The organism is Pseudomonas sp. S150, from assembly GCF_004526365.1.
Lineage (GTDB): Bacteria > Pseudomonadota > Gammaproteobacteria > Pseudomonadales > Pseudomonadaceae > Aquipseudomonas > Aquipseudomonas putida_A.
The window spans coordinates 502912-529805 of the sequence record NZ_CP038207.1 but is presented as its reverse complement, the minus strand read 5'-3'; the positions used below and the strand labels follow the sequence as shown (position 1 = coordinate 529805).

At 59.8% G+C, this 26894-nt stretch carries 25 protein-coding genes; 19 read left to right on the top strand and 6 right to left on the bottom strand.

Annotated features, from left to right (window positions below; genetic code table 11):
* Positions 1-12: 12 nt before the first annotated feature.
* From mnmG to E3Z29_RS02410, 19 genes are all read left to right on the top strand, one after another.
* Positions 13-1911 (top strand): tRNA uridine-5-carboxymethylaminomethyl(34) synthesis enzyme MnmG, encoded by a 1899-nt coding sequence (gene mnmG / locus E3Z29_RS02500; RefSeq protein WP_007960775.1) that lies wholly within the window; start codon positions 13-15, stop codon positions 1909-1911.
* A complete protein-coding gene (gene rsmG / locus E3Z29_RS02495; protein WP_003229789.1) occupies positions 1908-2552 on the top strand; it encodes a 16S rRNA (guanine(527)-N(7))-methyltransferase RsmG in 645 nt (214 codons plus the stop codon). The genes mnmG and rsmG overlap by 4 nt, the downstream gene beginning before the upstream one ends.
* A gap of 18 nt (positions 2553-2570) precedes the next feature.
* On the top strand, positions 2571-3368 hold the full coding sequence (locus E3Z29_RS02490; RefSeq protein WP_003229787.1) for a ParA family protein: 798 nt from the start codon (positions 2571-2573) through the stop codon (positions 3366-3368).
* Positions 3369-3377: 9 nt separating this feature from the next.
* Positions 3378-4250, top strand: a complete 873-nt coding sequence (locus E3Z29_RS02485) for a ParB/RepB/Spo0J family partition protein (protein ID WP_007960777.1) — start codon at positions 3378-3380, stop codon at positions 4248-4250.
* Positions 4251-4398: 148 nt separating this feature from the next.
* Positions 4399-4806, top strand: a complete 408-nt coding sequence (locus E3Z29_RS02480; RefSeq protein ID WP_003229783.1) for a F0F1 ATP synthase subunit I — start codon at positions 4399-4401, stop codon at positions 4804-4806.
* A gap of 16 nt (positions 4807-4822) precedes the next feature.
* Complete coding sequence (atpB, locus tag E3Z29_RS02475; protein WP_007960779.1) at positions 4823-5692, top strand: F0F1 ATP synthase subunit A; 870 nt, start codon at positions 4823-4825, stop codon at positions 5690-5692.
* 133 nt (positions 5693-5825) lie between these two features.
* A complete protein-coding gene (atpE, locus tag E3Z29_RS02470; protein ID WP_003097235.1) occupies positions 5826-6083 on the top strand; it encodes a F0F1 ATP synthase subunit C in 258 nt (85 codons plus the stop codon).
* 59 nt (positions 6084-6142) lie between these two features.
* Positions 6143-6613 carry a F0F1 ATP synthase subunit B gene (locus E3Z29_RS02465; RefSeq protein WP_011336718.1) on the top strand — a complete coding sequence of 157 codons (471 nt, stop codon included), beginning with the start codon at positions 6143-6145 and terminating at the stop codon, positions 6611-6613.
* Positions 6614-6625: 12 nt separating this feature from the next.
* Positions 6626-7162, top strand: coding sequence for a F0F1 ATP synthase subunit delta (locus E3Z29_RS02460; protein ID WP_007911956.1), 537 nt, complete (start codon positions 6626-6628; stop codon positions 7160-7162).
* Positions 7163-7183: 21 nt separating this feature from the next.
* A complete protein-coding gene (gene atpA / locus E3Z29_RS02455; protein WP_047596971.1) occupies positions 7184-8728 on the top strand; it encodes a F0F1 ATP synthase subunit alpha in 1545 nt (514 codons plus the stop codon).
* A gap of 50 nt (positions 8729-8778) precedes the next feature.
* Entirely contained in the window at positions 8779-9639 is an 861-nt protein-coding gene (atpG, locus tag E3Z29_RS02450) for a F0F1 ATP synthase subunit gamma (RefSeq protein ID WP_010565870.1), read from the top strand.
* Positions 9640-9666: 27 nt separating this feature from the next.
* A complete protein-coding gene (gene atpD, locus E3Z29_RS02445; protein WP_027610292.1) occupies positions 9667-11046 on the top strand; it encodes a F0F1 ATP synthase subunit beta in 1380 nt (459 codons plus the stop codon).
* Between the two features lie 45 nt (positions 11047-11091).
* Complete coding sequence (locus E3Z29_RS02440; protein WP_007954164.1) at positions 11092-11517, top strand: F0F1 ATP synthase subunit epsilon; 426 nt, start codon at positions 11092-11094, stop codon at positions 11515-11517.
* Positions 11518-11634: 117 nt separating this feature from the next.
* Positions 11635-13002 (top strand): bifunctional UDP-N-acetylglucosamine diphosphorylase/glucosamine-1-phosphate N-acetyltransferase GlmU, encoded by a 1368-nt coding sequence (gene glmU / locus E3Z29_RS02435; protein WP_134785064.1) that lies wholly within the window; start codon positions 11635-11637, stop codon positions 13000-13002.
* A gap of 210 nt (positions 13003-13212) precedes the next feature.
* Positions 13213-13989 carry a DeoR/GlpR family DNA-binding transcription regulator gene (locus E3Z29_RS02430; RefSeq protein ID WP_098966413.1) on the top strand — a complete coding sequence of 259 codons (777 nt, stop codon included), beginning with the start codon at positions 13213-13215 and terminating at the stop codon, positions 13987-13989.
* 2 nt (positions 13990-13991) lie between these two features.
* Entirely contained in the window at positions 13992-15824 is a 1833-nt protein-coding gene (glmS, locus tag E3Z29_RS02425) for a glutamine--fructose-6-phosphate transaminase (isomerizing) (RefSeq protein ID WP_098966411.1), read from the top strand.
* 75 nt (positions 15825-15899) lie between these two features.
* A complete protein-coding gene (locus E3Z29_RS02420; protein WP_096795459.1) occupies positions 15900-16826 on the top strand; it encodes a LysR family transcriptional regulator in 927 nt (308 codons plus the stop codon).
* A gap of 102 nt (positions 16827-16928) precedes the next feature.
* On the top strand, positions 16929-17555 hold the full coding sequence (locus E3Z29_RS02415) for a glutathione S-transferase family protein (protein ID WP_134785063.1): 627 nt from the start codon (positions 16929-16931) through the stop codon (positions 17553-17555).
* A gap of 60 nt (positions 17556-17615) precedes the next feature.
* Positions 17616-19646, top strand: coding sequence for a pyridoxamine 5'-phosphate oxidase family protein (locus E3Z29_RS02410; protein ID WP_134785062.1), 2031 nt, complete (start codon positions 17616-17618; stop codon positions 19644-19646).
* Between the two features lie 142 nt (positions 19647-19788).
* Here the strand turns inward: E3Z29_RS02410 and E3Z29_RS02400 are convergent, their stop codons facing one another.
* Genes E3Z29_RS02400 through E3Z29_RS02375 form a run of 6 tightly spaced genes read right to left on the bottom strand, consistent with a single transcriptional unit; the run spans position 19789 to position 26893 of the window.
* A complete protein-coding gene (locus tag E3Z29_RS02400; RefSeq protein ID WP_134785060.1) occupies positions 19789-20922 on the bottom strand; it encodes a glycosyltransferase family 4 protein in 1134 nt (377 codons plus the stop codon).
* Positions 20923-22053 (bottom strand): glycosyltransferase family 1 protein, encoded by a 1131-nt coding sequence (locus E3Z29_RS02395; RefSeq protein ID WP_134785059.1) that lies wholly within the window; start codon positions 22051-22053, stop codon positions 20923-20925.
* Positions 22037-23404, bottom strand: coding sequence for a glycosyltransferase family 1 protein (locus E3Z29_RS02390; RefSeq protein ID WP_098966405.1), 1368 nt, complete (start codon positions 23402-23404; stop codon positions 22037-22039). Before E3Z29_RS02390 ends, E3Z29_RS02395 begins: the two co-directional genes overlap by 17 nt.
* On the bottom strand, positions 23401-24654 hold the full coding sequence (locus tag E3Z29_RS02385) for an ABC transporter ATP-binding protein (protein ID WP_134785058.1): 1254 nt from the start codon (positions 24652-24654) through the stop codon (positions 23401-23403). Before E3Z29_RS02385 ends, E3Z29_RS02390 begins: the two co-directional genes overlap by 4 nt.
* A complete protein-coding gene (locus tag E3Z29_RS02380) occupies positions 24654-25451 on the bottom strand; it encodes an ABC transporter permease (protein WP_027610305.1) in 798 nt (265 codons plus the stop codon). Before E3Z29_RS02380 ends, E3Z29_RS02385 begins: the two co-directional genes overlap by 1 nt.
* Positions 25451-26893: a mannose-1-phosphate guanylyltransferase/mannose-6-phosphate isomerase gene (locus E3Z29_RS02375; protein ID WP_134785057.1), complete on the bottom strand. Its 1443-nt coding sequence runs from the start codon at positions 26891-26893 to the stop codon at positions 25451-25453. The genes E3Z29_RS02380 and E3Z29_RS02375 overlap by 1 nt, the downstream gene beginning before the upstream one ends.
* Position 26894 lies beyond the last annotated feature (1 nt).

Below are 26894 nucleotides of genomic sequence, written 5' to 3'. Positions count from 1 at the left end.
ACGAGGTGCGTGGTGGATTTCCCTTCCCGTTTTGAAGTGATCGTCATCGGCGGCGGTCATGCCGGTACCGAGGCAGCACTGGCCTCAGCACGTATGGGGGCAAAAACCCTGTTGCTGACGCATAACGTGGAAACCCTCGGTGCCATGAGCTGCAACCCGGCCATCGGTGGCATTGGCAAAAGCCATCTGGTCAAGGAAATCGACGCCCTCGGCGGCGCGATGGCCATGGCTACCGATCTGGGCGGCATCCAGTTTCGCGTATTGAACAGCCGCAAAGGTCCGGCCGTACGAGCGACTCGTGCGCAAGCCGACCGTATTCTGTACAAGGCCGCTGTCCGCGAAATTCTGGAAAACCAACCGAACCTGTGGATATTTCAACAGGCCGCTGACGACCTGATCGTCGAGCAGGACCAGGTTCGCGGTGTTGTCACGCAAATGGGTCTGCGGTTCTTCGCCGATTCCGTGGTGTTGACCACTGGTACGTTCCTCGGTGGACTTATCCACATCGGTTTGCAGAATTTCTCCGGCGGTCGTGCCGGTGACCCGCCATCGATCGCCCTGGCACATCGTCTGCGTGAACTGCCGCTGCGTGTCGGTCGCCTGAAAACCGGTACGCCACCGCGCATCGATGGCAAATCTGTGGATTTCTCGGTCATGACCGAGCAACCGGGCGATACGCCGATCCCGGTCATGTCGTTCATGGGCAACAAGGAACAACATCCGCGCCAGGTCAGTTGCTGGATTACCCATACCAACGCCCGCACCCACGAAATCATCGCGGCGAACCTCGACCGTTCGCCGATGTATTCCGCTGCCGGCGAAATCGAGGGCATCGGTCCGCGCTACTGCCCGTCGATCGAAGACAAGATTCATCGCTTTGCCGACAAGGAAAGCCATCAGGTGTTCATCGAGCCGGAAGGCCTGACCACCCATGAGCTGTACCCGAACGGGATATCCACAAGCTTGCCGTTCGACGTGCAATTGCAGATCGTGCAATCGATCCGCGGCATGGAAAACGCGCACATCGTGCGTCCGGGTTATGCGATCGAGTACGACTACTTCGACCCGCGTGACCTGAAATACAGCCTGGAAACCAAAGTTATCGGCGGCCTGTTCTTTGCTGGCCAGATCAACGGCACCACTGGTTACGAAGAAGCCGGTGCGCAAGGTTTGCTCGCCGGGGCCAACGCTGCGCTGCGCGCGAAGGGCAAAGAAGCCTGGTGTCCGCGTCGCGATGAGGCGTACATCGGCGTGCTGGTCGACGACCTGATCACCCTCGGTACCCAAGAGCCGTACCGCATGTTCACTTCCCGTGCCGAGTACCGCCTGATTCTGCGCGAGGACAACGCCGACCTGCGTCTGACCGAAAAAGGTCGTGAACTGGGTCTGGTCGATGACGCGCGTTGGGCGGCCTTCTGCAAGAAACGCGAAAGCATCGAACTCGAAGAGCAGCGCCTGAAGAGCACCTGGGTTCGCCCGGGCACCCAGCAGGGCGATGCGATTGCGGAAAAATTCGGCACGCCGCTGACTCACGAATACAACTTGCTCAACCTCTTGAGCCGTCCGGAAATCGACTACGCTGGTCTGGTCGAAGTGACCGGGCAGGGCGCCGAAGATCCACAGGTCGCCGAACAGGTTGAAATCAAGACCAAATACGCCGGTTACATCGACCGTCAACAGGACGAAATCGCCCGTCTGCGCGCCAGTGAAGACACGAAATTGCCTGTGGATATCGATTACACCAACATTTCCGGTCTCTCCAAGGAGATTCAGAGCAAGCTCGGTGCGACGCGTCCGGAGACGCTCGGCCAGGCTTCGCGGATCCCGGGCGTGACCCCGGCAGCGATTTCGCTGTTGATGATTCATTTGAAAAAACGCGGCGCGGGCCGTCAGTTGGAGCAAAGCGCTTGAGTTCTAAGGTCACTTCGCAACACGCCGAAGAGTTATCCACAGGAGCCCGCGAGCTCGGTGTCAATCTCAGCGCAGCCCAGCACGAATTGCTGCTGGGTTACCTGGCCCTGTTGATCAAATGGAACCAGGCCTACAACCTGACTGCAGTGCGCGATCCTGATGAAATGGTTTCGCGGCATCTGCTCGATAGCTTGAGCGTGATGTCGTTCATCGAAAACGGCCGTTGGCTCGATGTTGGCAGTGGCGGCGGCATGCCCGGCATTCCGCTGGCGATCCTGTATCCGGACTCGCAAGTCACCTGTCTGGACAGCAACGGCAAGAAAACCCGCTTCCTGACTCAGGTCAAACTCGAACTCAAACTGGATAACCTGCAAGTTATCCACAGTCGCGTCGAAGCCTTCCAGCCTGCCCAGCCATTCAACGGGATCATTTCCCGGGCTTTCAGCAGTATGGAGAACTTCACCAACTGGACTCGCCACCTCGGCGATGCCGACACGCGCTGGCTGGCAATGAAGGGCGTTCATCCGGCCGATGAGCTGGTAGCATTGCCGGCAGACTTCAAACTCGATAGCGAACACGCCCTGGCCGTACCCGGTTGCCAAGGCCAACGCCATCTGCTGATACTGCGCCGCACGGCATGATTGGGAACACAAGCAAGAATGGCTAAGGTATTCGCGATAGCGAACCAGAAGGGTGGTGTGGGCAAGACCACCACCTGCATCAACCTCGCAGCATCCCTGGTCGCGACCAAGCGCCGGGTGCTGTTGATCGATCTCGATCCACAGGGCAACGCCACCATGGGTAGCGGTGTGGATAAACATGGCCTGGAAAACTCGGTCTACGACCTGCTGATCGGCGAATGCGATCTGGCCCAGGCCATGCACTACTCCGAGCACGGCGGTTATCAACTGCTGCCGGCCAACCGCGACCTGACCGCGGCCGAAGTGGTTCTGCTGGAAATGCAGATGAAGGAAAGCCGTCTGCGCAGCGCGCTGGCGCCGATCCGTGAAAACTACGATTACATTTTGATCGACTGCCCGCCGTCGCTGTCGATGCTCACATTGAACGCACTGGTCGCCGCTGACGGGGTGATTATCCCCATGCAGTGCGAATACTTTGCGCTCGAAGGCTTGAGCGACCTTGTGGATAACATCAAGCGCATCGCCGAACTGCTGAACCCCAACCTCAAGGTCGAAGGTCTGCTGCGCACCATGTACGACCCGCGGCTGAGCCTGATGAACGATGTTTCGGCGCAGCTCAAGGAACACTTTGGCGAGCAGCTATACGACACAGTGATCCCGCGCAACATCCGCCTGGCCGAAGCACCGAGCTACGGTATGCCGGCACTGGCCTACGACAAGCAATCGCGCGGCGCGCTGGCCTATTTGGCCCTGGCGGGCGAGATGGTTCGCCGTCAGCGCAAAAATTCACGCATCGCCGCTGCCCAGCCAACTTAAGGAATCCCCATGGCCGTCAAGAAACGAGGTCTCGGACGTGGACTGGATGCACTGCTGAGTGGTCCGACCGTCAGCGCGCTGGAAGAACAGGCGGCGCAGGCCGATACCCGTGAGCTGCAACACCTGCCGCTGGATCTGCTGCAGCGTGGCAAATACCAGCCACGCCGCGACATGGACCCGCAGGCGCTGGAAGAGCTGGCGCAGTCGATCAAGGCGCAAGGCGTGATGCAGCCGATCGTGGTGCGCCCGATTGGCGGTGGCCGTTTCGAAATCATCGCCGGCGAACGCCGCTGGCGCGCCAGCCAGCAGGCCGGCCAGGAAACCATCCCGGCGATGGTTCGTGATGTGCCGGATGAGACCGCGATCGCCATTGCGCTGATCGAGAACATCCAGCGTGAAGACCTGAACCCGATTGAGGAAGCCGTCGCCTTGCAGCGTCTGCAGCAGGAATTCCAGCTCACTCAACAGCAGGTGGCCGAGGCTGTGGGTAAGTCCCGCGTGACTGTGGCTAACCTGTTGCGACTTATTGCACTGCCGGAAGTCATCAAGACCATGCTGTCCCACGGTGACCTGGAAATGGGTCATGCCCGTGCTTTGCTCGGTCTGCCGGACAATCAGCAGGTGGAAGGGGCGCGACATGTTGTCGCACGCGGCCTGACTGTGCGCCAAACCGAGGCACTGGTTCGTCAGTGGTTGAGTGGCAAACCGGAGCCTGTGGAAGCGGCCAAACCCGACCCGGATATCGCCCGGCTCGAACAGCGTCTGGCCGAGCGCCTAGGCTCTGCGGTGCAGATTCGCCACGGCAAGAAGGGAAAAGGTCAGCTGGTGATCGGTTACAACTCCCTCGATGAGCTTCAAGGTGTGCTCGCACACATCCGCTGAAACATTTCCTCATGTAGCGCGCAGTCGGAAATCACTACCTGACAGTTGAATAGGGGCAGAACCGCCCCTATACTCTGCGCGCATTTTGTCGGCACAAATTATGCCAAGTTATTGAATTCTGGCAACCGACCATTGGAGAGCAAACGTGATGGAAACCCGCAAGCCAAACCGCCTGCCGTTCCATCGCCTGGCGGTTTTTCCGGTGTTGATGGCTCAATTTGTCATTTTGCTCATTGCCGCTTTGGCGCTCTGGCAATGGCACGGAGTCGTTGCCGGATACTCGGGACTTTGCGGAGGCCTGATAGCCTTGCTGCCCAATGTTTATTTCGCTCACAAGGCATTTCGGTTTTCCGGCGCCCGAGCAGCCCAGTCCATCGTCCGGTCATTTTATGCCGGCGAGGCAGGCAAACTGATTTTGACGGCAGTGCTGTTTGCACTGGTGTTTGCAGGTGTGAAGCCATTGGCGCCGATCGCAGTATTCGGCGCTTTCGTGCTGACTCAGTCGGTCAGCTGGTTCGCTCCCCTGCTGATGAGAACAAGACTTTCGAGACCTTAGGGCGTTTGAGGCAACCATGGCAGAAACAACCGCTTCGGGCTATATCCAGCACCACTTGCAGAACCTGACCTTCGGTCAGCTACCTAACGGCGGCTGGGGCTTTGCCCATACCGCAGCAGAAGCCAAGGAAATGGGCTTCTGGGCTTTCCACGTCGATACCCTCGGCTGGTCGGTCGCGCTGGGTCTGATCTTCGTTTTCCTTTTCCGCATGGCGGCAAAGAAAGCAACATCGGGTCAGCCAGGTGCTTTGCAGAACTTCGTTGAAGTATTGGTCGAATTCGTCGATGGCAGCGTGAAAGACAGCTTCCATGGCCGTAGCCCGGTGATCGCACCGCTGGCACTGACCATCTTCGTCTGGGTGTTCCTGATGAACGCCGTCGACCTGGTACCGGTCGACTGGATTCCTCAGCTGGCCATCCTGATCACCGGCGACCACCACATCCCGTTCCGTGCCGTGTCGACCACCGACCCGAACGCGACCCTGGGCATGGCGTTCTCGGTTTTCGCACTGATCATTTTCTATAGCATCAAGGTCAAGGGCATCGGCGGCTTCATCGGCGAACTGACCCTGCACCCGTTCGGCAGCAAGAACATCTTCGTTCAGGCCCTGCTGATCCCGGTGAACTTCCTGCTGGAATTCGTGACCCTGATCGCCAAGCCGATCTCTCTGGCCCTGCGTCTGTTCGGCAACATGTATGCCGGCGAGCTGGTGTTCATTCTGATCGCTGTGATGTTCGGCAGCGGCCTGCTCTGGCTGAGTGGCCTGGGCGTTGTTCTGCAGTGGGCGTGGGCTGTGTTCCACATCCTGATCATCACCCTGCAGGCGTTCATCTTCATGATGCTGACCATCGTCTACCTGTCGATGGCGCACGAAGAAAACCATTAAGAGCAGCCTCGGCTGATCTGATGTCCCTCCCGGTCAAACGGGAGGGGGCTCTTAACCGGGCCTCTGAAACGATTTGTTTTACCGCTTTAATCTAAAAAACCTAAACCATACGACGTAAAAGTCGGGAGGAAAGATGGAAACTGTAGTTGGTCTAACCGCTATCGCTGTTGCACTGTTGATCGGCCTGGGCGCACTGGGTACCGCAATTGGTTTCGGCCTGCTGGGCGGCAAGTTCCTGGAAGGCGCAGCGCGTCAGCCAGAAATGGTTCCAATGCTGCAAGTTAAAATGTTCATCGTTGCCGGTCTGCTCGACGCCGTAACCATGATCGGTGTTGGTATCGCTCTGTTCTTCACCTTTGCGAACCCGTTCGTTGGTCAGATCGCTGGCTAATTACCCGGATTCTTCCGAGTAATTTGGTGTGATGGACAACGTAACTGCGAGGTGTTGGCGTGAACATTAATGCGACCCTGATTGGCCAGTCCGTTGCGTTCCTGATTTTTGTACTGTTCTGCATGAAGTTCGTATGGCCTCCGGTCATCGCTGCTCTGCACGAACGTCAAAAGAAGATCGCTGATGGTCTGGACGCTGCCAGCCGTGCAGCTCGCGACCTGGAGTTGGCCCAAGAGAAAGCGGGTCAGCAACTGCGCGAAGCGAAAGCTCAGGCAGCTGAAATCATCGAGCAAGCCAAGAAACGCGGTAACCAGATCGTTGAAGAGGCTGTTGAAAAAGCCCGTATCGACGCTGACCGTGTGAAGGTTCAGGCTCAAGCCGAGATCGAACAGGAACTGAACAGTGTCAAAGACAAGCTGCGCGCCCAAGTGGGCTTGCTGGCTGTCGGCGGCGCCGAGAAGATCCTGGGTGCCACAATCGATCAAAACGCGCACGCAGAGCTGGTTAACCAACTGGCTGCTGAAATCTAAGCGAGGGCGATCATGGCAGAACTGACCACGTTGGCCCGACCTTACGCTAAGGCGGCCTTCGAGCACGCTCAGGCCCACCAGCAACTGGCCAATTGGTCAGCCATGCTCGGCCTGGCTGCAGCGGTGTCACAAGATGACACCATGCAGCGCGTGCTCAAGGCCCCGCGACTGACGAGCGCAGAAAAGGCCGCCACGTTCATTGACGTGTGCGGCGACAAGTTTGATGCCAAGGCACAGAACTTCATCAATGTCGTTGCCGAAAACGACCGTCTCCCGCTTCTGCCGGAGATCGCCGCTCTGTTCGACCTGTACAAGGCCGAACAAGAGAAGTCGGTAGACGTTGAAGTGACCAGTGCTTTCGCATTGAACCAAGAACAGCAAGACAAACTCGCCAAGGTTCTCAGTGCACGACTCAACCGGGAAGTGCGCCTGCAAGTTGCGGAGGATGCTGCCCTTATAGGGGGTGTCGTTATCCGCGCCGGCGACCTGGTTATCGATGGCTCGATTCGCGGCAAAATCGCGAAACTTGCCGAAGCATTGAAATCTTGAGTTTGAAGGGGCAGCAGAGCAATGCAGCAACTCAATCCTTCCGAAATAAGTGAAATTATCAAGGGCCGCATCGACAAGCTCGATGTGACCTCCCAAGCCCGTAACGAAGGCACTGTCGTCAGCGTATCTGACGGCATCGTGCGGATTCACGGTCTGGCCGACGTCATGTACGGCGAGATGATCGAGTTTCCGGGCGGCGTCTACGGTATGGCCCTCAACCTGGAGCAAGACTCCGTAGGTGCCGTTGTACTGGGCGCATACACCAGTCTGGCTGAAGGCATGAGCGCCAAGTGCACCGGCCGCATCCTCGAAGTTCCGGTGGGTAAGGAACTGCTGGGTCGCGTAGTCGACGCACTGGGTAACCCTGTTGACGGCAAAGGTCCACTGGGCAACACCTTGACCGACGCGGTCGAGAAAGTTGCACCTGGCGTGATCTGGCGTAAGTCGGTAGACCAGCCTGTACAGACTGGCTACAAGGCTGTCGATGCCATGATCCCTGTCGGCCGTGGCCAGCGTGAGCTGATCATCGGTGACCGTCAGATCGGTAAAACCGCTCTGGCGATCGACGCGATCATCAACCAGAAAGACAGCGGCATTTTCTGCGTCTACGTAGCGATCGGTCAGAAGCAATCGACCATCGCCAACGTGGTTCGCAAGCTGGAAGAAAACGGCGCCCTGGCCAACACGATCATCGTGGCTGCCAGTGCTTCGGAATCTCCTGCGCTGCAATTCCTGGCACCGTACTCCGGTTGCACCATGGGTGAATTCTTCCGCGACCGCGGTGAAGACGCGCTGATCGTTTATGACGATCTGTCCAAGCAAGCAGTGGCTTACCGCCAGATTTCCCTGCTGCTGCGCCGTCCACCAGGCCGTGAAGCTTACCCAGGCGACGTGTTCTATCTCCACTCCCGTCTGCTGGAGCGCGCATCCCGCGTTTCGGAAGAATACGTAGAGAAGTTCACCAACGGCGCAGTGACCGGCAAAACCGGTTCCCTGACCGCACTGCCAATCATCGAAACCCAGGCTGGCGACGTTTCCGCGTTCGTTCCGACCAACGTGATTTCCATCACCGACGGTCAGATCTTTCTGGAATCGGCCATGTTCAACTCGGGCATCCGCCCTGCAGTGAACGCCGGTGTTTCGGTATCCCGTGTGGGTGGTGCCGCTCAGACCAAGATCATCAAGAAGCTGTCCGGTGGTATCCGTACCGCTCTGGCTCAGTACCGTGAACTGGCGGCATTCGCCCAGTTCGCTTCTGACTTGGACGAAGCGACCCGTAAGCAACTTGAGCATGGTCAGCGCGTTACCGAGCTGATGAAGCAGAAGCAATACGCACCAATGTCGATCGCTGACATGGCGCTGTCGCTGTATGCCGCTGAGCGTGGGTTCCTGACTGACATTGAAATCGCCAAGATCGGCAGCTTCGAACAAGCGCTGATTGCTTTCTTCAACCGCGATCACGCCGATTTGATGGCCAAGATCAACGTTAAAGGTGACTTCAATGACGAAATCGACGCTGGCATGAAAGCCGGTATCGAGAAGTTCAAGGCCACCCAAACCTGGTAAGCCGCAGCGGGAGCCGCAAGGCTCCCGCTTGCTAACCTGATAGGTGTTACATGGCAGGCGCAAAAGAGATTCGCAGTAAGATTGCGAGCATCAAAAGCACGCAAAAAATTACCAGCGCCATGGAAAAAGTGGCGGTGAGCAAAATGCGCAAGGCACAAATGCGCATGGCAGCCAGCCGTCCTTATGCGGAGCGTATCCGCCAGGTAATTGGGCATCTGGCCAACGCCAACCCGGAATACCGCCACCCGTTCATGATCGACCGTGAAGTAAAGCGCGTCGGTTATGTCGTCGTGAGCAGTGACCGTGGTTTGTGCGGCGGCTTGAACACCAACCTGTTCAAGGCCCTGGTCAAGGACATGGCGGTAAACCGCGAAAACGGCGTCGAGATTGATCTGTGTGTAGTCGGTAGCAAGGGTGCGGCCTTTTTCCGCAACTTCGGCGGTAACGTCGTTGCAGCTATCAGCCACCTGGGTGAAGAGCCGTCGATCAATGATTTGATCGGCAGCGTCAAGGTGATGCTGGATGCCTACCTGGAGGGCCGTATCGATCGCCTGTCCGTGGTATCCAACAAGTTCATCAACACCATGACACAACAGCCTACCGTGGAGCAGTTGATTCCACTGGTGGCAACCCCGGATCAAGAACTCAAGCACCACTGGGACTACCTCTACGAACCAGACGCCAAAGAGCTGCTTGACGGCTTGATGGTGCGCTACGTGGAGTCGCAGGTGTACCAGGCGGTGGTCGAGAACAACGCGGCTGAACAAGCTGCGCGGATGATCGCGATGAAGAACGCTACCGACAACGCCGGTGATTTGATCAGCGATTTGCAGCTGATCTACAACAAGGCGCGTCAGGCTGCGATCACCCAAGAGATCTCGGAAATCGTCGGCGGCGCTGCCGCGGTTTAACGGTTCAAATATTCAGAGGATCCAGCTATGAGTAGCGGACGTATCGTTCAAATCATCGGCGCCGTTATCGACGTGGAATTTCCACGCGACAGCGTACCGAGCATCTACAACGCGCTGAAAGTAGTCAGCGCGGCCGAAACCACTCTGGAAGTTCAGCAACAGCTGGGCGACGGCGTGGTTCGTACCATTGCGATGGGTTCCACCGAGGGCTTGAAGCGCGGTCTGGAAGTTACCGATTCCGGCGCAGCCATCTCCGTACCGGTCGGTAAAGCGACTCTGGGCCGGATCATGGACGTTCTGGGTAACCCGATCGACGAAGCCGGTCCAATCGACACCGAAGAGCGCTGGGGCATTCACCGCGCAGCACCTTCGTTCGCTGAGCAAGCAGGCGGCAACGACCTGCTGGAAACCGGCATCAAGGTTATCGACCTGGTTTGCCCGTTCGCCAAAGGCGGTAAAGTCGGTCTGTTCGGTGGTGCCGGTGTAGGCAAAACCGTAAACATGATGGAACTGATCCGTAACATCGCCATCGAGCACAGCGGTTATTCCGTGTTCGCCGGTGTGGGTGAGCGTACTCGTGAGGGTAACGACTTCTACCACGAGATGAAGGACTCCAACGTTCTGGACAAAGTGGCACTGGTTTACGGTCAGATGAACGAGCCGCCGGGAAACCGTCTGCGCGTAGCCCTGACCGGCCTGACCATGGCCGAGAAGTTCCGTGACGAAGGTAACGACGTTCTGCTGTTCGTCGACAACATCTACCGTTACACCCTGGCCGGTACTGAAGTATCCGCACTGCTGGGCCGTATGCCTTCGGCAGTAGGTTACCAGCCGACCCTGGCTGAAGAGATGGGCGTTCTGCAAGAACGTATCACTTCGACCAAAGAAGGTTCGATCACCTCGATCCAGGCGGTATACGTACCTGCGGATGACTTGACCGACCCGTCGCCAGCGACCACCTTCGCCCACTTGGACGCCACCGTCGTTCTGTCCCGTGATATCGCTTCCCTGGGTATCTACCCAGCGGTAGATCCACTGGATTCGACTTCGCGCCAGCTGGATCCGAACGTAATCGGTCAGGACCACTACGACACCGCTCGCGGCGTTCAGTACGTTCTGCAACGTTACAAAGAGCTGAAAGACATCATCGCGATCCTGGGTATGGACGAGCTGTCGGAAGCCGACAAACAGTTGGTTAACCGTGCTCGTAAGATCCAGCGCTTCTTGTCGCAGCCGTTCTTCGTGGCTGAAGTCTTCACCGGTGCTTCGGGTAAATACGTTTCCCTGAAAGACACCATTGCTGGCTTCAAAGGCATCCTCAACGGTGACTACGACCACCTGCCAGAACAAGCGTTCTACATGGTTGGCGGCATCGAAGAAGCGATCGAGAAAGCCAAGAAACTGTAATCCCGGCGCCCGGCAACGGGCGCTAATTTAGGTTGAGGCAATCAGATGGCTATGACAGTCCATTGCGATATCGTCAGCGCGGAAGGGGAAATCTTTTCCGGCCTGGTCGAGATGGTGATTGCGCACGGTGCACTGGGTGATCTTGGTATCGCTCTGGGTCACGCGCCGCTGATCACTAATCTGAAGCCAGGTCCGATCCGCCTGATCAAGCAAGGCGGGGAAGCCGAGGTGTTCTACATCTCCGGTGGTTTCCTCGAGGTTCAGCCGAACATGGTCAAGGTGCTTGCCGATACCGTGCAACGTGCCGCCGACCTGGATGAAGCTCAAGCCCAGGCAGCTCTCAAGGCTGCCGAAGCTGCTCTGCACGAGAAGAGCGCAGATTTCGACTACGGAGCTGCGTCCGCACGTCTGGCCGAGGCTGCAGCTCAGCTGCGCACCGTCCAGCAGATCCGCAAGAAGTTTGGCGGTTAATCCGTCAGCCACTTGTTGTGCGATTGATAAAAAAGGGTAGCCTCGGCTACCCTTTTTTCTTTTCCGATTTTTACAACCCGGTCGCAGTTGCTGACCACCCAGGATTGGTAGCCAGTCATGTCTCTCGAAATCGTTATCCTCGCGGCCGGTCAAGGCACCCGTATGCGTTCGGCGTTGCCGAAAGTGCTGCACCCGGTAGCCGGCAATTCCATGCTTGTGCATGTTATCCACAGCGCACGGCAGCTCGATCCACAGCGCATTCATGTGGTGATCGGCCACGGTGCCGATGTGGTGCGTGAGCGTCTGGCGGCTGACGATTTGAATTTCGTGCTGCAGGACAAGCAATTGGGCACTGGTCATGCAACGGCTCAGGCTGTGCCGTTCATCAGCGCCGACACCGTGTTGATCCTCTACGGTGACGTGCCATTGATCGAGGTCGAAACCCTGCAGCGCCTGCTTAAACATGTCGTACCGGGGCAGATGGGCCTGTTGACCGTCGAGCTGGAAGATCCGACCGGTTACGGCCGCATCGTGCGTGATGCTGACGGCAAGGTCGCAGCCATCGTTGAGCACAAAGATGCCAGCGAAGCCCAGCGCGCAATCACCGAAGGCAATACCGGCATTCTCGCCGTCCCGGCCAATCGCCTGGCCGACTGGATGAGCCGCCTGTCGAACAACAATGCCCAGGGCGAGTACTACTTGACCGACGTGATCGAAATGGCGGTCAGCGATGGTTTGGTGGTGGCCACTGAACAACCGCACGACCCGATGGAAGTGCAGGGCGCCAACGATCGCAAGCAACTGTCCGAGCTCGAGCGTCATTACCAGTTGCGCGCCGGTCGCCGGCTGATGGCGCAAGGCGTGACCCTGCGTGACCCGGCGCGTTTCGATGTACGCGGCGAAGTCACCGTCGGTCGCGATGTGCTGATCGACATCAACGTGATTCTTGAAGGCAATGTTGTCATCGAAGACGACGTGGTGATTGGTCCGAACTGCGTGATCAAGGACAGCACCCTGCGCAAAGGCGTGGTGATCAAAGCCAACAGCCACATCGAAGGTGCGGTGCTGGGTGAAGGCAGCGATGCCGGTCCGTTCGCCCGTCTGCGTCCGGGCACGGTGCTCGAAGCACGCGCGCATGTGGGTAACTTTGTCGAACTGAAAAACGCGCGCATGGGTGAGGGCGCCAAGGCCGGGCATCTGACCTATCTGGGCGACGCGGAAATCGGCGCCCGCACCAACATTGGCGCGGGCACCATTACCTGCAACTACGATGGCGCCAACAAGTGGAAAACCGTGTTGGGCGAGGACGTGTTCATCGGCTCCAATAACTCGTTGGTGGCACCTGTGGATATCTCGTCCGGTGCAACCACGGCGGCTGGCTCGACTATCACGCAGAATGTGGATAACGCGCAGTTGGCCGTGGGTCGGGCGCGGCAGAAAAATATTGATGGCTGGAAGCGGCCGGAGAAGATCAAGAAAAGCTGATTTATCCACAGCTGCACTGTGGGAGCGGGCTTGCTCGCGAATGCGGTGTTTCAGTTTCACATTTCAGTGACTGACCCTCCGCATTCGCGAGCAAGCCCGCTCCCACATTCGTCTGGGTCGTTTCTAAAATTTTCGATCTGTCGCTTGACGATTTATGGCCGATAGGTTTTGATTGCTTCCGTTATCTTTCGAATCGAAACTTAAGCCGCCATGTCGAAACGCAACACACCCCAGCGCCGACACAATATCCTCGCCTTGCTCAATGAGCAGGGCGAAGTCAGTGTGGATGAACTGGCCAAGCGCTTCGAAACTTCTGAAGTTACGATTCGCAAGGATCTGGCCGCACTGGAAAGCCATGGTCTGTTGCTGCGCCGTTACGGCGGGGCGATCACCATGCCGCAGGAATTGGTCGCTGAACCGGGCCAAAGCGTTTCAAAGTACAAACAGGCGATTGCCCGCGCCGCCGTCAAACGTATCCGCGAGCACGCCCGCATCATCATCGACAGTGGCAGCACCACTGCGGCGATGATTCCCGAGCTTGGCCAGCAGCCGGGTCTGGTGGTGATGACCAACTCCCTGCACGTGGCCAACGCCTTGAGCGAACTCGAACACGAGCCGGTGCTGCTGATGACCGGCGGCACCTGGGATCCGCATTCGGAGTCCTTCCAGGGCCAGGTGGCCGAGCAGGTACTACGCTCTTACGACTTCGACCAGTTGTTTATCGGCGCCGATGGCATCGATCTGGTGCGCGGTACCACGACGTTCAACGAGTTGCTTGGCCTGAGCCGGGTGATGGCCGACGTGGCGCGTGAAGTCATCGTGATGGTCGAGGCCGACAAGATCGGCCGCAAGATTCCCAACCTGGAGCTGCCGTGGAGCAGCGTCCATACCCTCATTACCGATGATCGCCTGCCACAAGAGGCCCGCGATCAGATACAGGCCCGCGGTATCAGCGTGATTTGCGCGGCTGTCAGTCAGGAGAAATAAGCATGTGTGGAATTGTCGGCGCAGTTGCTGAACGTAATATCACCGCCATCCTGCTCGAAGGCCTCAAGCGCCTTGAATACCGCGGCTATGACAGCGCCGGTGTGGCAGTTTTCACCAACGATGAAAAGCTCGAGCGCATGCGCCGTCCGGGCAAGGTCAGCGAGCTGGAAGCGGCGCTGGCCGCACAGCCGCTGGTCGGCCGTCTCGGTATCGCCCACACCCGTTGGGCGACCCACGGTGCACCGTGCGAGCGTAACGCGCACCCGCATTTCTCCGGTGATATCGCGGTGGTGCACAACGGCATCATCGAGAATCACGAAGCCCTGCGTGAGCAACTGAAAGCGCTGGGTTACGTGTTCACTTCGGACACCGACACCGAAGTCATCGCGCACCTGCTGAGCCATAAACTCAAGGATCAGCCTGACCTGACCGTCGCGCTGAAAGCCACCGTCAAAGAACTGCACGGCGCCTACGGTCTGGCCGTGATCAACGCACAACAGCCGGATCGTCTGGTTGCCGCACGCAGTGGCAGCCCGTTGGTGATCGGTCTGGGCCTGGGCGAGAATTTCCTCGCGTCCGACCAATTGGCCCTGCGCCAGGTCACTGACCGCTTCATGTACCTGGAAGAGGGCGATATCGCCGAAATTCGCCGCGATAGCGTGCAGATCTGGGACGTAGATGGCAAAACCGTCGAGCGTCAGACCGTGCAGTACAGTGATGGTGCCGAAGCTGCCGACAAGGGCGAGTTCCGCCACTACATGCTCAAGGAAATCCATGAGCAACCATCCGTTGTCCAACGCACCCTCGAAGGCCGTCTGAGTCCGAATCAGGTGCTGGTGCAGGCCTTCGGTCCACAGGCTGCCGAACTGTTCGCCAAAGTGCGCAACGTGCAGATCGTCGCCTGCGGTACCAGCTACCACGCCGGTATGGTCGCGCGTTACTGGCTCGAAGAACTGGCCGGTATCCCGTGCCAGGTCGAAGTCGCCAGCGAATTCCGTTACCGCAAGGTGGTGGTGCAGCCGGACACCCTGTTCGTCACCATCTCCCAGTCCGGTGAAACCGCCGACACCCTGGCCGCGCTGCGCAACGCCAAAGAGCTGGGCTTCCTCGCCAGCCTGGCGATCTGCAACGTCGGCATCAGCTCGCTGGTGCGTGAATCCGACCTGACGCTGCTGACCCAGGCCGGTCGCGAAATCGGCGTAGCCTCGACCAAGGCGTTCACCACGCAACTGGTCGGCCTGCTGTTGCTGACCCTGTCTCTGGGTCAGGTACGCGGCACGCTCGGCAAAGGCGTTGAAGCCACGCTGGTGGAAGAGTTGCGTCGCCTGCCGACCCGTCTGGGCGAAGCGCTGGCGATGGACAGCACCGTGGAAAAAATCGCCGAACTGTTCGCCGAGAAGAATCACACCCTGTTCCTCGGCCGTGGCGCGCAGTTCCCGGTCGCAATGGAGGGCGCCTTGAAACTCAAGGAAATCTCCTACATCCACGCCGAAGCCTATCCGGCTGGGGAACTGAAGCACGGCCCTCTGGCGCTTGTGGATAACGACATGCCGGTGGTTACCGTGGCGCCAAACAACGAACTGCTGGAGAAGCTCAAGTCCAACCTGCAGGAAGTCCGTGCCCGTGGTGGTGAACTGATCGTATTCGCTGACGAGAAAGCCGGGATGACCAACGGCGAAGGCACCCATGTGGTGCAGATGCCGCACATCCACGACATTCTTTCGCCGATCCTCTACACCATCCCTCTGCAGTTGCTGTCTTACTACGTCGCCGTGCTCAAGGGCACCGACGTCGACCAGCCGCGCAACCTGGCGAAGTCGGTGACGGTGGAATAAGTTATCCACAGCTGACATTGACCCGCAAAAATCGCAGCCTCGGCTGCGATTTTTGTATCTGAATCGAGGACCTCCATGGACCGCTTCCAGGAAATGCAGATCTTCGCCACCGTGGCCCAGGAGCAGGGCTTCTCGGCGGCGGCGCGGCGTCTTGGCTTGTCCGCGGCCAGTGTCACCCGCGCCGTGGCGGCGCTGGAGCAGCGCATTGGTACACAGTTGCTGATTCGCACGACACGCACTGTGCACCTCAGCGAGGCCGGTCAGCGTTATCTGGAAGATTGTCGGAGAATTCTCGCCGAGGTGCAGGAAGCCGAGGATTCGGCGGCCGGCAGTCACGCCCAGCCCCGTGGGCAATTGACGGTGACCGCGCCGGTTCTGTTCGGTGAGTTGTTTGTCACGCCCCTGATGACCAGTTATCTGACGCAATACCCGGATGTTTCGATCAATGCGCTGTTGGTCGATCGGGTGGTGAGCATGGTTGAGGAGGGCATCGATGTCGCGGTACGCATTGGTGAGTTGCCGGACAGCAATCAGCACGCGATCCGGGTCGGCGAGGTGCGGCGGGTGATCTGTGGTTCGCCGGACTATCTGGCTCGACACGGCCGTCCCGCGCATCCGCAGGCACTGGCTGGTGCGCCGGTGGTGGCGACCTCGGCCATCGGTCAGTTGCGCAACTGGCCGTTTGTGGATCAGGGCGAAGCGCTTAGCGTGCGACCCGAGCCTCGGCTGGTGGTCACCGCCAACCAGGCGGCGATTGCTGCGGCCTGCCTGGGGTTGGGGCTGACCCGGGTGTTGTCCTATCAGGTCGCTGGCAAGGTGGCCTGCGGTGAACTGGAAATTGTCCTCGCCGATTTCGAACTGCCGCCGCTGCCGATTCATGTGGTGTATCAGGGCGGACGCAAGGCACCGGCGCGGGTGCGCAGTTTCGTCGACCATGCGGTGAAGGCCTTGCGTGAGCATCCGGCGCTGCAGAATGCGGCGTTATTTCATCCAGTGAAATAATCGATTGCGATTGCTGGTGATTCTGTTGATTTGAAGATGGGTGGAAGATGGCCTCCATCGGCGCTGCCATCCCGAACGGCGCCATCTCCAGCGGAGTCGACCATGCAAGCGATCAAACTCTACAACTTCCCGCGTTCCGGCCACGCCCATCGGGTGGAACTGATGTTGTCCCTGCTGCAATTGCCGACCGAATTGATCCTGGTCGATCTGGCCAAGGGTGAGCACAAGCAGGCGCCGTATCTGGCGATCAACAGTTTCGGCCAGGTGCCGGCGATCGACGATGACGGTGTGGTGCTGGCCGACTCCAACGCGATTCTGGTGTATCTGGCGCTCAAATACGGCAACGGCCGTTGGCTGCCAACTGATCCGGTCGGTGCGGCGCGAGTGCACCGCTGGTTGTCAGCCGCTGCCGGGCCGATTGCTTTCGGACCTGCTGCTGCACGATTGGTGACGGTGTTTGGCGCACAGTTGAATGCTGAAGAAGCGATTACCCGTGCGCACAACCTGCTCAAAGTGATGGAGGTTGAACTGGGCAAGACCCCGTATCTGGCCGGCAGCGAGCCGACCATCGCCGACGTGTCCGCCTACAGCTACATCGCCCATGCGCCGGAAGGCAACGTGTCGCTGGACGACTACGCCAATGTGCGCGCCTGGCTGGCGCGGGTTGAAGCCTTGCCCGGTTTTGTCGGCATGCCGCGCACGGTCGCCGGTTTGCAAAAGACTGCCTGAGGTTCAAGCCCGATCTGATCGAGTTATCCACAATGCGCCGGCGGCGCGGGGAGATGCGTGATGGAACGTTCACCGTGGCACGCTGGCGAGCAACAACTGCAGGCCCATGTCGGCGTTGCCGAGCGCATGGAGGCCTTCGGCCGAAAAGTGATTCGTGACTGGATGCCGGATCAGCACCGCGCCTTTTATGAGCAGTTACCGTTCATGCTGTACGGCGCGGTCGATACCGACGGGCGTCCTTGGGCCAGTGTGCTCGAAGGCGCGCCGGGATTTGCGCATTCGCCTGATCCCGAGCATCTGCATTTCGCCAGCCAACCCGCTGCCGATGATCCGGCGCAATTGCGCAATGGCGAGCCGATCGGGTTGCTCGGCATTGAATTGCATACTCGCCGCCGCAATCGCCTCAACGGTCATGTCGACAATCTGACCGTGCAGGGTTTCGAGGTGAGCGTGGATCAGGCTTTCGGCAACTGTCCGCAATACATTCAACTGCGCCAGTTCCAGCGCGTGCCGCTGAGCGATCCGCAGACGCGGCCAGCGCAGCACGACGACGGTCTTGATGACGCAGCCAGAGCCATGATCGAAGGCGCCGATACCTTCTTTGTCGCCAGTTACGTCGATGCGGACGGACAACGTGCGGTGGATGTTTCCCATCGTGGCGGGCAGACCGGGTTTGTCCGGGTTGAAGGTAATCGCCTGACCATCCCGGATTTTGCCGGCAACCTGCACTTCAACACGCTCGGCAACCTGCTGCTCAATCCCAAGGCCGGCCTGCTGTTCATCGACTTTTCCACAGGCGATGTGCTGCAACTGAGCGGGCGGACCGAAATCATCCTCGACGGGCCGCAGATCGAAGCGTTCCAGGGCGCCGAGCGCCTGTGGACATTCGAGGTAGAGAAACTGGTGCGGCGCCCGGCGGCACTGGCCCTGCGCTGGCGCTTCGACGGCATGTCACCCACCAGCCTGCTGACCGGCACCTGGGCCCAGGCCGATGCACGCTTGCAGGCCAAAGCGCTGGGTGACCGCTGGCGGCCGCTGCGGGTGACCCGCATCGAAAGGGAGAGCCAGCACATCCGCTCGATCTATCTGCAACCGGACGATGGCGCAGGGATGCCGGTGTTTCAGGCCGGCCAGCATCTGCCGCTGCGTTTCACTCTGGACGGTGAAACGCATATTCGCACTTACAGCCTGTCGAGTGCGCCATCGGATGATTTCCTGCGCATCAGTGTGAAACGCGAGGGCCTGGTTTCAGGCCATTTGCACCAGCAGATCCGGGTCGGCGATGTTCTTGAGGCACGGGCGCCACAGGGGCACTTCACGGTGGCGCCGCTGGAACACCGGCCGCTGGTGCTGCTGGCGGCGGGGGTTGGTATCACGCCGTTGCTGTCGATGCTGCGCGAGGTGGTGTATCAAGGCCTGCGCACCCGCAGGATCCGGCCGACGTGGTTGCTGCAGAGTTCTCGTAGCCTGGCCGATCAGCCATTTCGCGAGGAACTCGATCGCGTGCTGGAAAGTGCTGGCGATGCGGTACGGGTGATTCGCCTGCTCAGTCAGCCGGAAGCCGATGCGCACGAGGGCGAGGATTTTGACCGCCATGGGCGCATTGATCGGGCACTGCTGCGTGATCTGCTGGAGGTCGAGGATTACGACCAGATCGATTTTGCTGTCTGTGGGCCCGGCGCTTTTACCCAAAGTGTCTACGACAGTCTGCGCGAGCTGGACATTCGCGACGCGCGGATCCATGCCGAGACCTTCGGCCCGTCGACGCTCAAGCGCCAGCCGGACCCGGATGCGGTGGTCGTCGAGCAGCCACCGGCCGCCATCACGTCCGTACCGGTGATGTTCGAACGTTCTGCCAAAGAGGCGCGCTGGCAGCCGGACGGCGGCAGTCTGCTGGAGCTCGCGGAAAGCCGCGGCCTGCGCCCCGAGTTCAGTTGCCGGGGAGGTTCGTGCGGCACCTGCAAGACACGTCTGGTCAGTGGCGCGGTGAATTATCCACAGCCCCCGGCAGACCTGCCGGAAGCGGGGCAGGTGCTGATTTGTTGCGCGGTGCCGGCGCAGAGCGAGCAATTGCTGGTGCTGGATCTCTAACGGCTCATTTGAAATCACTACACCCCCCCTGTGGGAGCGGGCTTGCTCGCGAAGGCGTCAGATCAGTCGACATCATTGTTTACTGAAAGACCGCTTTCGCGAGCAAGCCCGCTCCCACAGGGTGATGTGTTTCAGCAAAGGGTCAGGCGTAAGACAGGTCTTTCTCCTCCAGCAGCTCCTGATACAGCTCGGTCCACTTGCGGCCCATCTCGTCGGCGGTAAACAACTGCCGGTAACGCGCCTCGGCCTTTATGCCCATGGCTGCTGCGCGCTCGGGGTTTTCCCAGAGGCTGCGCATTGCCTCGCGAAACGCCTGAGGGTTGCTCGGTGGCACCACCAGCCCGGTTTCGTTGTGGATGTTGATGTAGCTGGTGCCGGTACCGATTTCGCTGGAGATCATTGGTTTGCCGTACATCGCGCCTTCGAGCAGCGAAATGCCGAACGCTTCGGAACGCAGATGCGACGGGAACACGATGGCGTAGCTCAGTTGCAGCAGGGCGACCTTGTCTTCATCGCCCAGGCGCCCGAGGAAGTGGATGTTACGCAGCCCCAGCGCAGCAGCCTGGGCGTGCAACTCCAGTTCCAGCGGCCCGGCACCACCGACGATCACCACCGGGTAGTCCACGTCCTTCAAGGCGTCGAGCAGGATGTGCAGACCTTTGTAATAACGCATGACCCCGACGAACAGGAAAAACTTATCCCCAAGCTGCTGGCGCCAGCGATTCATCCGTTCGCTGTCGGCCTGTGGATAACCGGCCTTGTTCAAACCGTATGGAATCACCCGGGTCTTGTTCTGAAACTGCTGCAGCACGTCGCTGGTGTGCAGGTAGTTCGGCGAGGCCGCGACAATCCGGTCGGCGCTGGCGAGGAAGCGGTTCATCAGCGGTCGGTAGAGTTTGAGCAGATGCTTCTGACGAATAATGTCCGAGTGGTAGGTCACCACGCTCGGTTTGTTCATGCCGCTGGCAAAGTGCACCAGGTCCATGAACGGCCACGGAAAGTGATAGTTGACCACATCGGCTTCGGCGGCCAGCTCGCGAAACTGTTTGAACACGCTCCAGGAAAACCCGGTGGAGGCGAACTGGATGTCGAGTCTGGCGCGATGCACTTCGTGTTGACCCAGTTGCACCACCGGCGGGGTCGGGTCGGCGCTGAGTGTCAGCACCTGGCCGTCGATACCGTGATGCGCACCGCTTTCGCACAGTTGAAATATCACCTGCTCGATACCGCCGACCGAGTCAGGCAAGTAGGTTTTGAAAAAATGAAGAACTCGCATTCAACCTCCCATGGCCTGGCGGTAGGCACCGGCCGTGGCCTGTGCGCAGCGCTGCCAGGAAAAAAGCCGCGCCCGCTGCAATCCGGCTTCTCGGCATGCTTGCCAATGCACCTGATCGTCGAGCAGACGGATCAGCGCGTCGCGCAAGCCGTCTGCATTGTCAGGTTCAATATAGTTGCCCGCGTCGCCCGCGACTTCCGGCATGGCCGAAGCGCGGGTGAGTACCACCGGCGTGCCGCTGGCCATCGCCTCCAACACCGGCAGGCCAAAGCCTTCGTATAACGAAGGAAAAATCAGCGCCCGGGCACCGGCCAACAGCTGGGCCAGGTGTTCATCGGGCAAGTAGCCGAGCAGGCACACATGCCCGCTTGCCAATGCCTGACGCAGTTCGGCGCTGAACTGTTCGCGCTGCCAGCCAGCCATGCCGACGATCAGCAGCGGAAAGCGTTGGCGCACGGCCTCCGGCAGCAAGGCATGGGCGCGCAGGGCCAGCCGCAGATTCTTGCGTGGCTCCAGCGTCCCGACACAGAGGAAATACTCCCGGGCCGTAACGGCATGGGCCTTGAGTACCGGGTCGATGGTGTGTGCGTCACGCGGATGAAAGCGCTCGGCCACGCCCAAGGGAGCGACCACGAAACGTTCAGCGGGCAGGCCGAAATAGCTTTGAGCTTCGTCGGCGATCGCTTGTGAATCGGTGAGGATCACTTGTGCCTGCCGCACGCCGGCAGCCAGTCGGCGCTCGATCTCTTGCAAACGTGCCGGCGGCTGAGTTTCGGGGTAATGCAGGTGCGTCAGGTCGTGCAGGGTGATCACGGTCGGGCCGTCGAAGGCCAGTGGCCACAGACTCGGTTCGTGATACAGATCGATGCCATGCGCGCGCGCCTGATCGAAACGCTTTTGTTCCAGCCAGCGCCGCGCCTGATAAGCCCCGGGGATCTGCCGCAGCAGTGGCGTCAGGCGCGAATAACCGGGCATCGCCGCCTCCGGCAAGGCCGAACTCCAGCCCCAGCCGTGGAACAACTCAATTTCGATATCGGTATCGCTGCGCAACGCATTCACCAACTCGGCGACGTAATGGCCGATGCCGGTGCGCGGTGCCTGCAGGATCCGGGCATTAAGGGCAATGCGCATGCGGCCTCGCTGGCGCCAATGGCGCTTGCACTGCATTGCGTACGGTGCGCTCGGCCAGTTGTGCACTCGCCTCGTGCCAGTCGATCCAGCGCCAGTCCGCCACATCGCGAGCAGCGGGGAATTGGCCACTCTGCAGGAACCGCATGATCAAGTCAGCGAGGCTTTGCGGATCCTGCAAATCGAAATAGGCCATGAATTCGCCGCCGATTTCGCGGAACACCGCAATGTCGCTGCCCATCGCCGGCAAGCCACGCTGCATGGCTTCCACCAGCGGCAGGCCAAAGCCTTCGACAAACGAAGGGAATACCAGCGCACTGGCGTGGGCGTAGGCATGTTCGAGGCTGGTGTCGCTCAAGTCGTTGAACATGAACAGGCGGCGATTCAGTTCGGGATGACTGCGCACCCGGGCGAGCAGGGCGTCGCACTTCCAGCCGATGCGCCCGGCGATGCACAGACGCGCCGGGGAGCCGGCGGTCCAGGCCCGTTCGAAGGCATCGAGCAGGTATGCGTGGTTCTTGCGCGGCTCAATGGTACTGACCATCAGGAACATCGGCTCCGGTGTATTGAACAGCTGTTGCAGGCGCGGTTCGACGGTTTCCCCGGCGCTGTGCAGATCCAGTTCGGAACCGAGGTGAAAATAATCGAACCAGCGTTTTTCGGCCTGTACCGTGCCGATCCGTTGCTGCAGTTCGGCGCGCACCTGATCGCGTACCGTGGCGGAAATGGCCAGGTAGCCGTCGGCCGTGCGGGTGATCCAGTCGAACCATTCACTGAAGACCTGCACCAGCCGCGTGTCGTAGAACTGCGGGTGGGTCAGCGGTATCAAGTCGTAGATGACCGCGACAATACCGACACCCTCGCGCTTGAGCTGTTCGGCGTGGGAGAAAAAGTCCGAGTGCCAGGACGAGTCCAGCAGCACCAGTTGGTCTCCGGGCTGATGCTGCAAGGGGGCACAGCGTTTTGGCAGTTGCTGGCGGTTGATCCGCTCGATCAGCCGCAGGGGTACGCCAAATGCCGCGAAAGCGCTCAGCCGATAGCCGACGTACAACAGGCGTCGTGGGGTTTTTGCCTGCAGGCGGCTGTCGAGGCGCTGATGCCATTGCCAGAAACGGTGCGCAAGGCGTTCCAGTCGTTCGCCGAATGTCGCAATGGCGTTGAACAGCGGCGCGTCCAGCGGGGCCAGGCGCGTGACCCGATAGAGCCGGCCCCTCAGCGAAATGACCGGCAGGCACTCGACATCACCCACCCGCTCCGGCAATTGCTTGATGACGTTGCGCACCACGCGTTGAATACCGGAGTTGATCTTCGGGTGTTTGAAGACGTGGGTGCACTCGACCAACAGGCGGGTCATGGCGCACGCTCGGTCAGCGCTGCCTCGGTGTGAGGGGTGATCGTCGTCTTGGCATTGAGCCAGGAACAGCCGACGAAATCTTCCTGGCGGTTGTTGATCACGTGAAACACCAGACCGTAATCGCGCCATTCGAAGTTGCGGTCCAGATGCGAGTCCAGGCGCGACAGGCTCAACGATACCGAATAGTTGCCCTTGCCCAGCCCCATGACGAAGGCGAAGCGGTAAGTGAAGCGTTCGCCGGCGCGCAGATCGGTCAGGGCCTTGTTCAGGCGATGGGTGTTGATGCCATACATCATCTGGCCCAAACGATCCTTGAGGATGAAGCCGAGCACCAGCCGTTCAATGTCGCGGCGAACTTCGACCTGCACTTCCAGTACCACTGGCTGGCCGACCTCGGCAGCGTCGATGGCGCGATCGTGTTCGTCCAGCAGGCGCACACTCAGAATGCCTGCCTCGCCGGTGCCGGACACGGTTTGTACTTCGCCGCCGGCGAGCATTTCCTGACGCACGATCTGCCCTTCGCGTTCGGCCATCAGGGCGTTGTAATAGTCGAGCACCACTTCCGGCTTGTCGTACATGGCCATGTGGCCGTCCTTGAGCAGGATCGCCGAATCGCAGATCGACTGGATGGCCGAGCGGTCGTGGGAGACGATCAGCAGGGTCGTGCCGGCCTTGCGGAAGCTGCGAATGCGTTCAAAGCTTTTGTGCTGAAAGTAGGCGTCGCCCACCGACAGGGCCTCGTCGACGATCAGAATGTCCGGACGCCGCGCGGTGGCGACGCTGAAGGCCAGGCGCATCTGCATGCCGCTGGAGTAGGTGCGCACTGGGTGGTCGATGGCTTCGCCGATTTCTGCGAAGTGTTCGATGTCAGGCATCAGCGCTTCGATTTCGCCAACCTGCAGGCCCAGCAACTGTCCGGCCATGATCGCGTTCTGGCGCCCGGTAAAGTCCGGGTGAAAACCCATGCCCAGCTCCAGCAATGCCGCTACGCGCCCTTCAATCTCGATTTTGCCGCAGGTGGGTTGAGTGGTACCGGTGATCATCTTCAGCAAAGTGCTTTTGCCCGCACCGTTGGCGCCGACGATACCCACGGCCTCGCCGGGGGCAATCTCGAAAGCGACATCCTGCAGCACCCAATGCTCGCGGTGGCGCACCGGGGAAAACGGGATCAGCCATTCCGCCAGACGGCTCCAGCGTGTCGGATACTGTTTATAAGCCTTGCCCAGGCCCGTTACGCGTATCAGTCCCATCAGAGTTCATCCACCATTTCACCGACGCGCTGGCGGAACAACCGCAGGGCGATCAGACACATCACCACCGCGACGATGAACACCGGTAAAAGCGAGTTCCAGACCGGCCATTGCCCATACAGGAACAGGTTCTGATAGCTGCCGATCAGGCTGGTCATCGGGTTGAGTTGCAGCAGCCGCTGGACCCACTCCGGGAGGATGGTGATCGGATACACGATCGGCGTCAGCCAGAACCAGAACTGCAGGCAGATGGCGAAGAGCTGGCCGACATCGCGAAAGAATACATTCAACACGCCGAGGATCATGCCCAGACCAGCGCAGAACAGCATCTGCAGCGCAATCAGGGGAATCAGCGCCAGGAGCGCCATACCGGGCCAACGCCCGCTGATCAATAGAAATCCAAGGAACAGGCCGATGATGATGGCGAAATTGATCGCCGCATTGCACAGCACGATCACCGGCAGGCAGATGCGGGGGAAGCTGATTTTCTTCAGCAGGTTGGCGTTATCCAGAAACATGGTCTGGCTGCGCAGGGTGATTTCCGAAAACATTCCCCAGGCGAGCAGCCCGGCGCAGAGATAGACACTGTAGGCCATGCTGTCATCCACGCCCGGCAGGCGGGCGCGCATGATGTGAGAAAAGATCACGGTGTAGACGATGATCATCGACAGTGGATTGAACACGGGCCACAAGGCGCCGAGCAGCGAATTGCGATAACGCGCTTGAAACTCTCGCTGTACGCTGCCGAGGATGAATCCTCGATAGCTGTAAAGCGAGCGGTACAGGGAAAGCAGCATCAAACCGTCCTGCCGTATTGGTCTTCGAAGCGCACGATATCGTCTTCACCCAGGTATTCGCCGCTTTGCACTTCGATGATCACCAGGTCGATCACGCCGGGGTTTTCCAGGCGATGGCGATGGCCGGCGGCAATGAACGTCGATTCGTTCTTGGCCACCAGATGCGTGCCGCTGCCGTTGTTGGTGACCTTGGCCATGCCTTCGACCACCACCCAGTGTTCGTTGCGGTGATGATGCATTTGCAGCGACAGCTTGCCGCCGGGCTTGACCACGATGCGCTTGATCTTGAAGCGCGGGCCTTCCTCGAGCACGGTGTAGGTGCCCCACGGACGGCTGACCGTGCGATGCAGGCGATAGGCTTCGTGGGATTTTTCCTTGAGCTGCTTGGCGACGCGCCGCACATCCTGGGCGCGATCGGCGTGGGCCACCAGCACGGCGTCGGCGGTGTCGACGATGATCAGGTTATCCACACCCACGGCGGCCACCAGTCGGCCTTCGCTCTGCACGAAGTTGTTGTGGCTGTCGATGAACACCGCTTCGCCGCTGGCGCGATTGTTGTCGGCATCGGCCGGCACCAGCGCCGCCACAGCGCCCCATGAACCGATGTCGCTCCAGTCGAAACCGGCGGGCACCACCACGACTTTGTCGGAGCGTTCCATCAGCGCGTAATCGATGGAGATGTCGGTGATTTCAGCAAACAGTGCCGGTGACAGTTCCTGTTGCAGGCAGCCGATGGTTTCCACCGGGGCGCTGGCCTGCATGCAGGCGCGGGTCTGTTCCAGCAGCTCTGGCGCGTGCAGTTGCAGCTCGTTGATCAGTGTCGCGGTGGTGAAGCAGAACATGCCCGAGTTCCACAGGAAGTTGCCGCTTTCCAGGTAATGGGTGGCGGTTTGCAGGTCGGGCTTTTCCACGAAACGCTGTACTTTCGCCGCGCCTTTGGCATCCAGCGGTGCGCCGGTTTCGATGTAGCCGAAGCCGGTTTCCGGGGCAGTCGGCAGCACACCGAAGGTCACCAGATAACCGTCCTTCGCCAGATTGACCGCGTGTTCGACGGCGCTCTTGAGCGCTTCCTGATTAACGATCAGATGGTCGGCGGGCATCACCACCATGATTGCATCGTCGCCGTGCAGCGCCTGCAGCGACAGGGCGGCGGCGGCAATTGCCGGGGCGGTGTTGCGCCCGGTCGGCTCCAGCAGGAAGTGCCCGCGATGGCGCGACACGTGGGCGGCGCAATAGTGATCCTTGCTCTGGAAGTAGTACTCGCGGTTGGTCACCGTGACGATGTCGCCCCAGCCGTCGAGCAATGCTGCCGCCCGCTGGTATGTCTTGCCGAGCAGCGACTGCCCGTCGGGCAGGGTCATGAACGGTTTGGGATGGCCCTCGCGGGACACCGGCCACAGACGCGTACCGGCACCGCCGGACAGAATCACGGGAATGAGCATG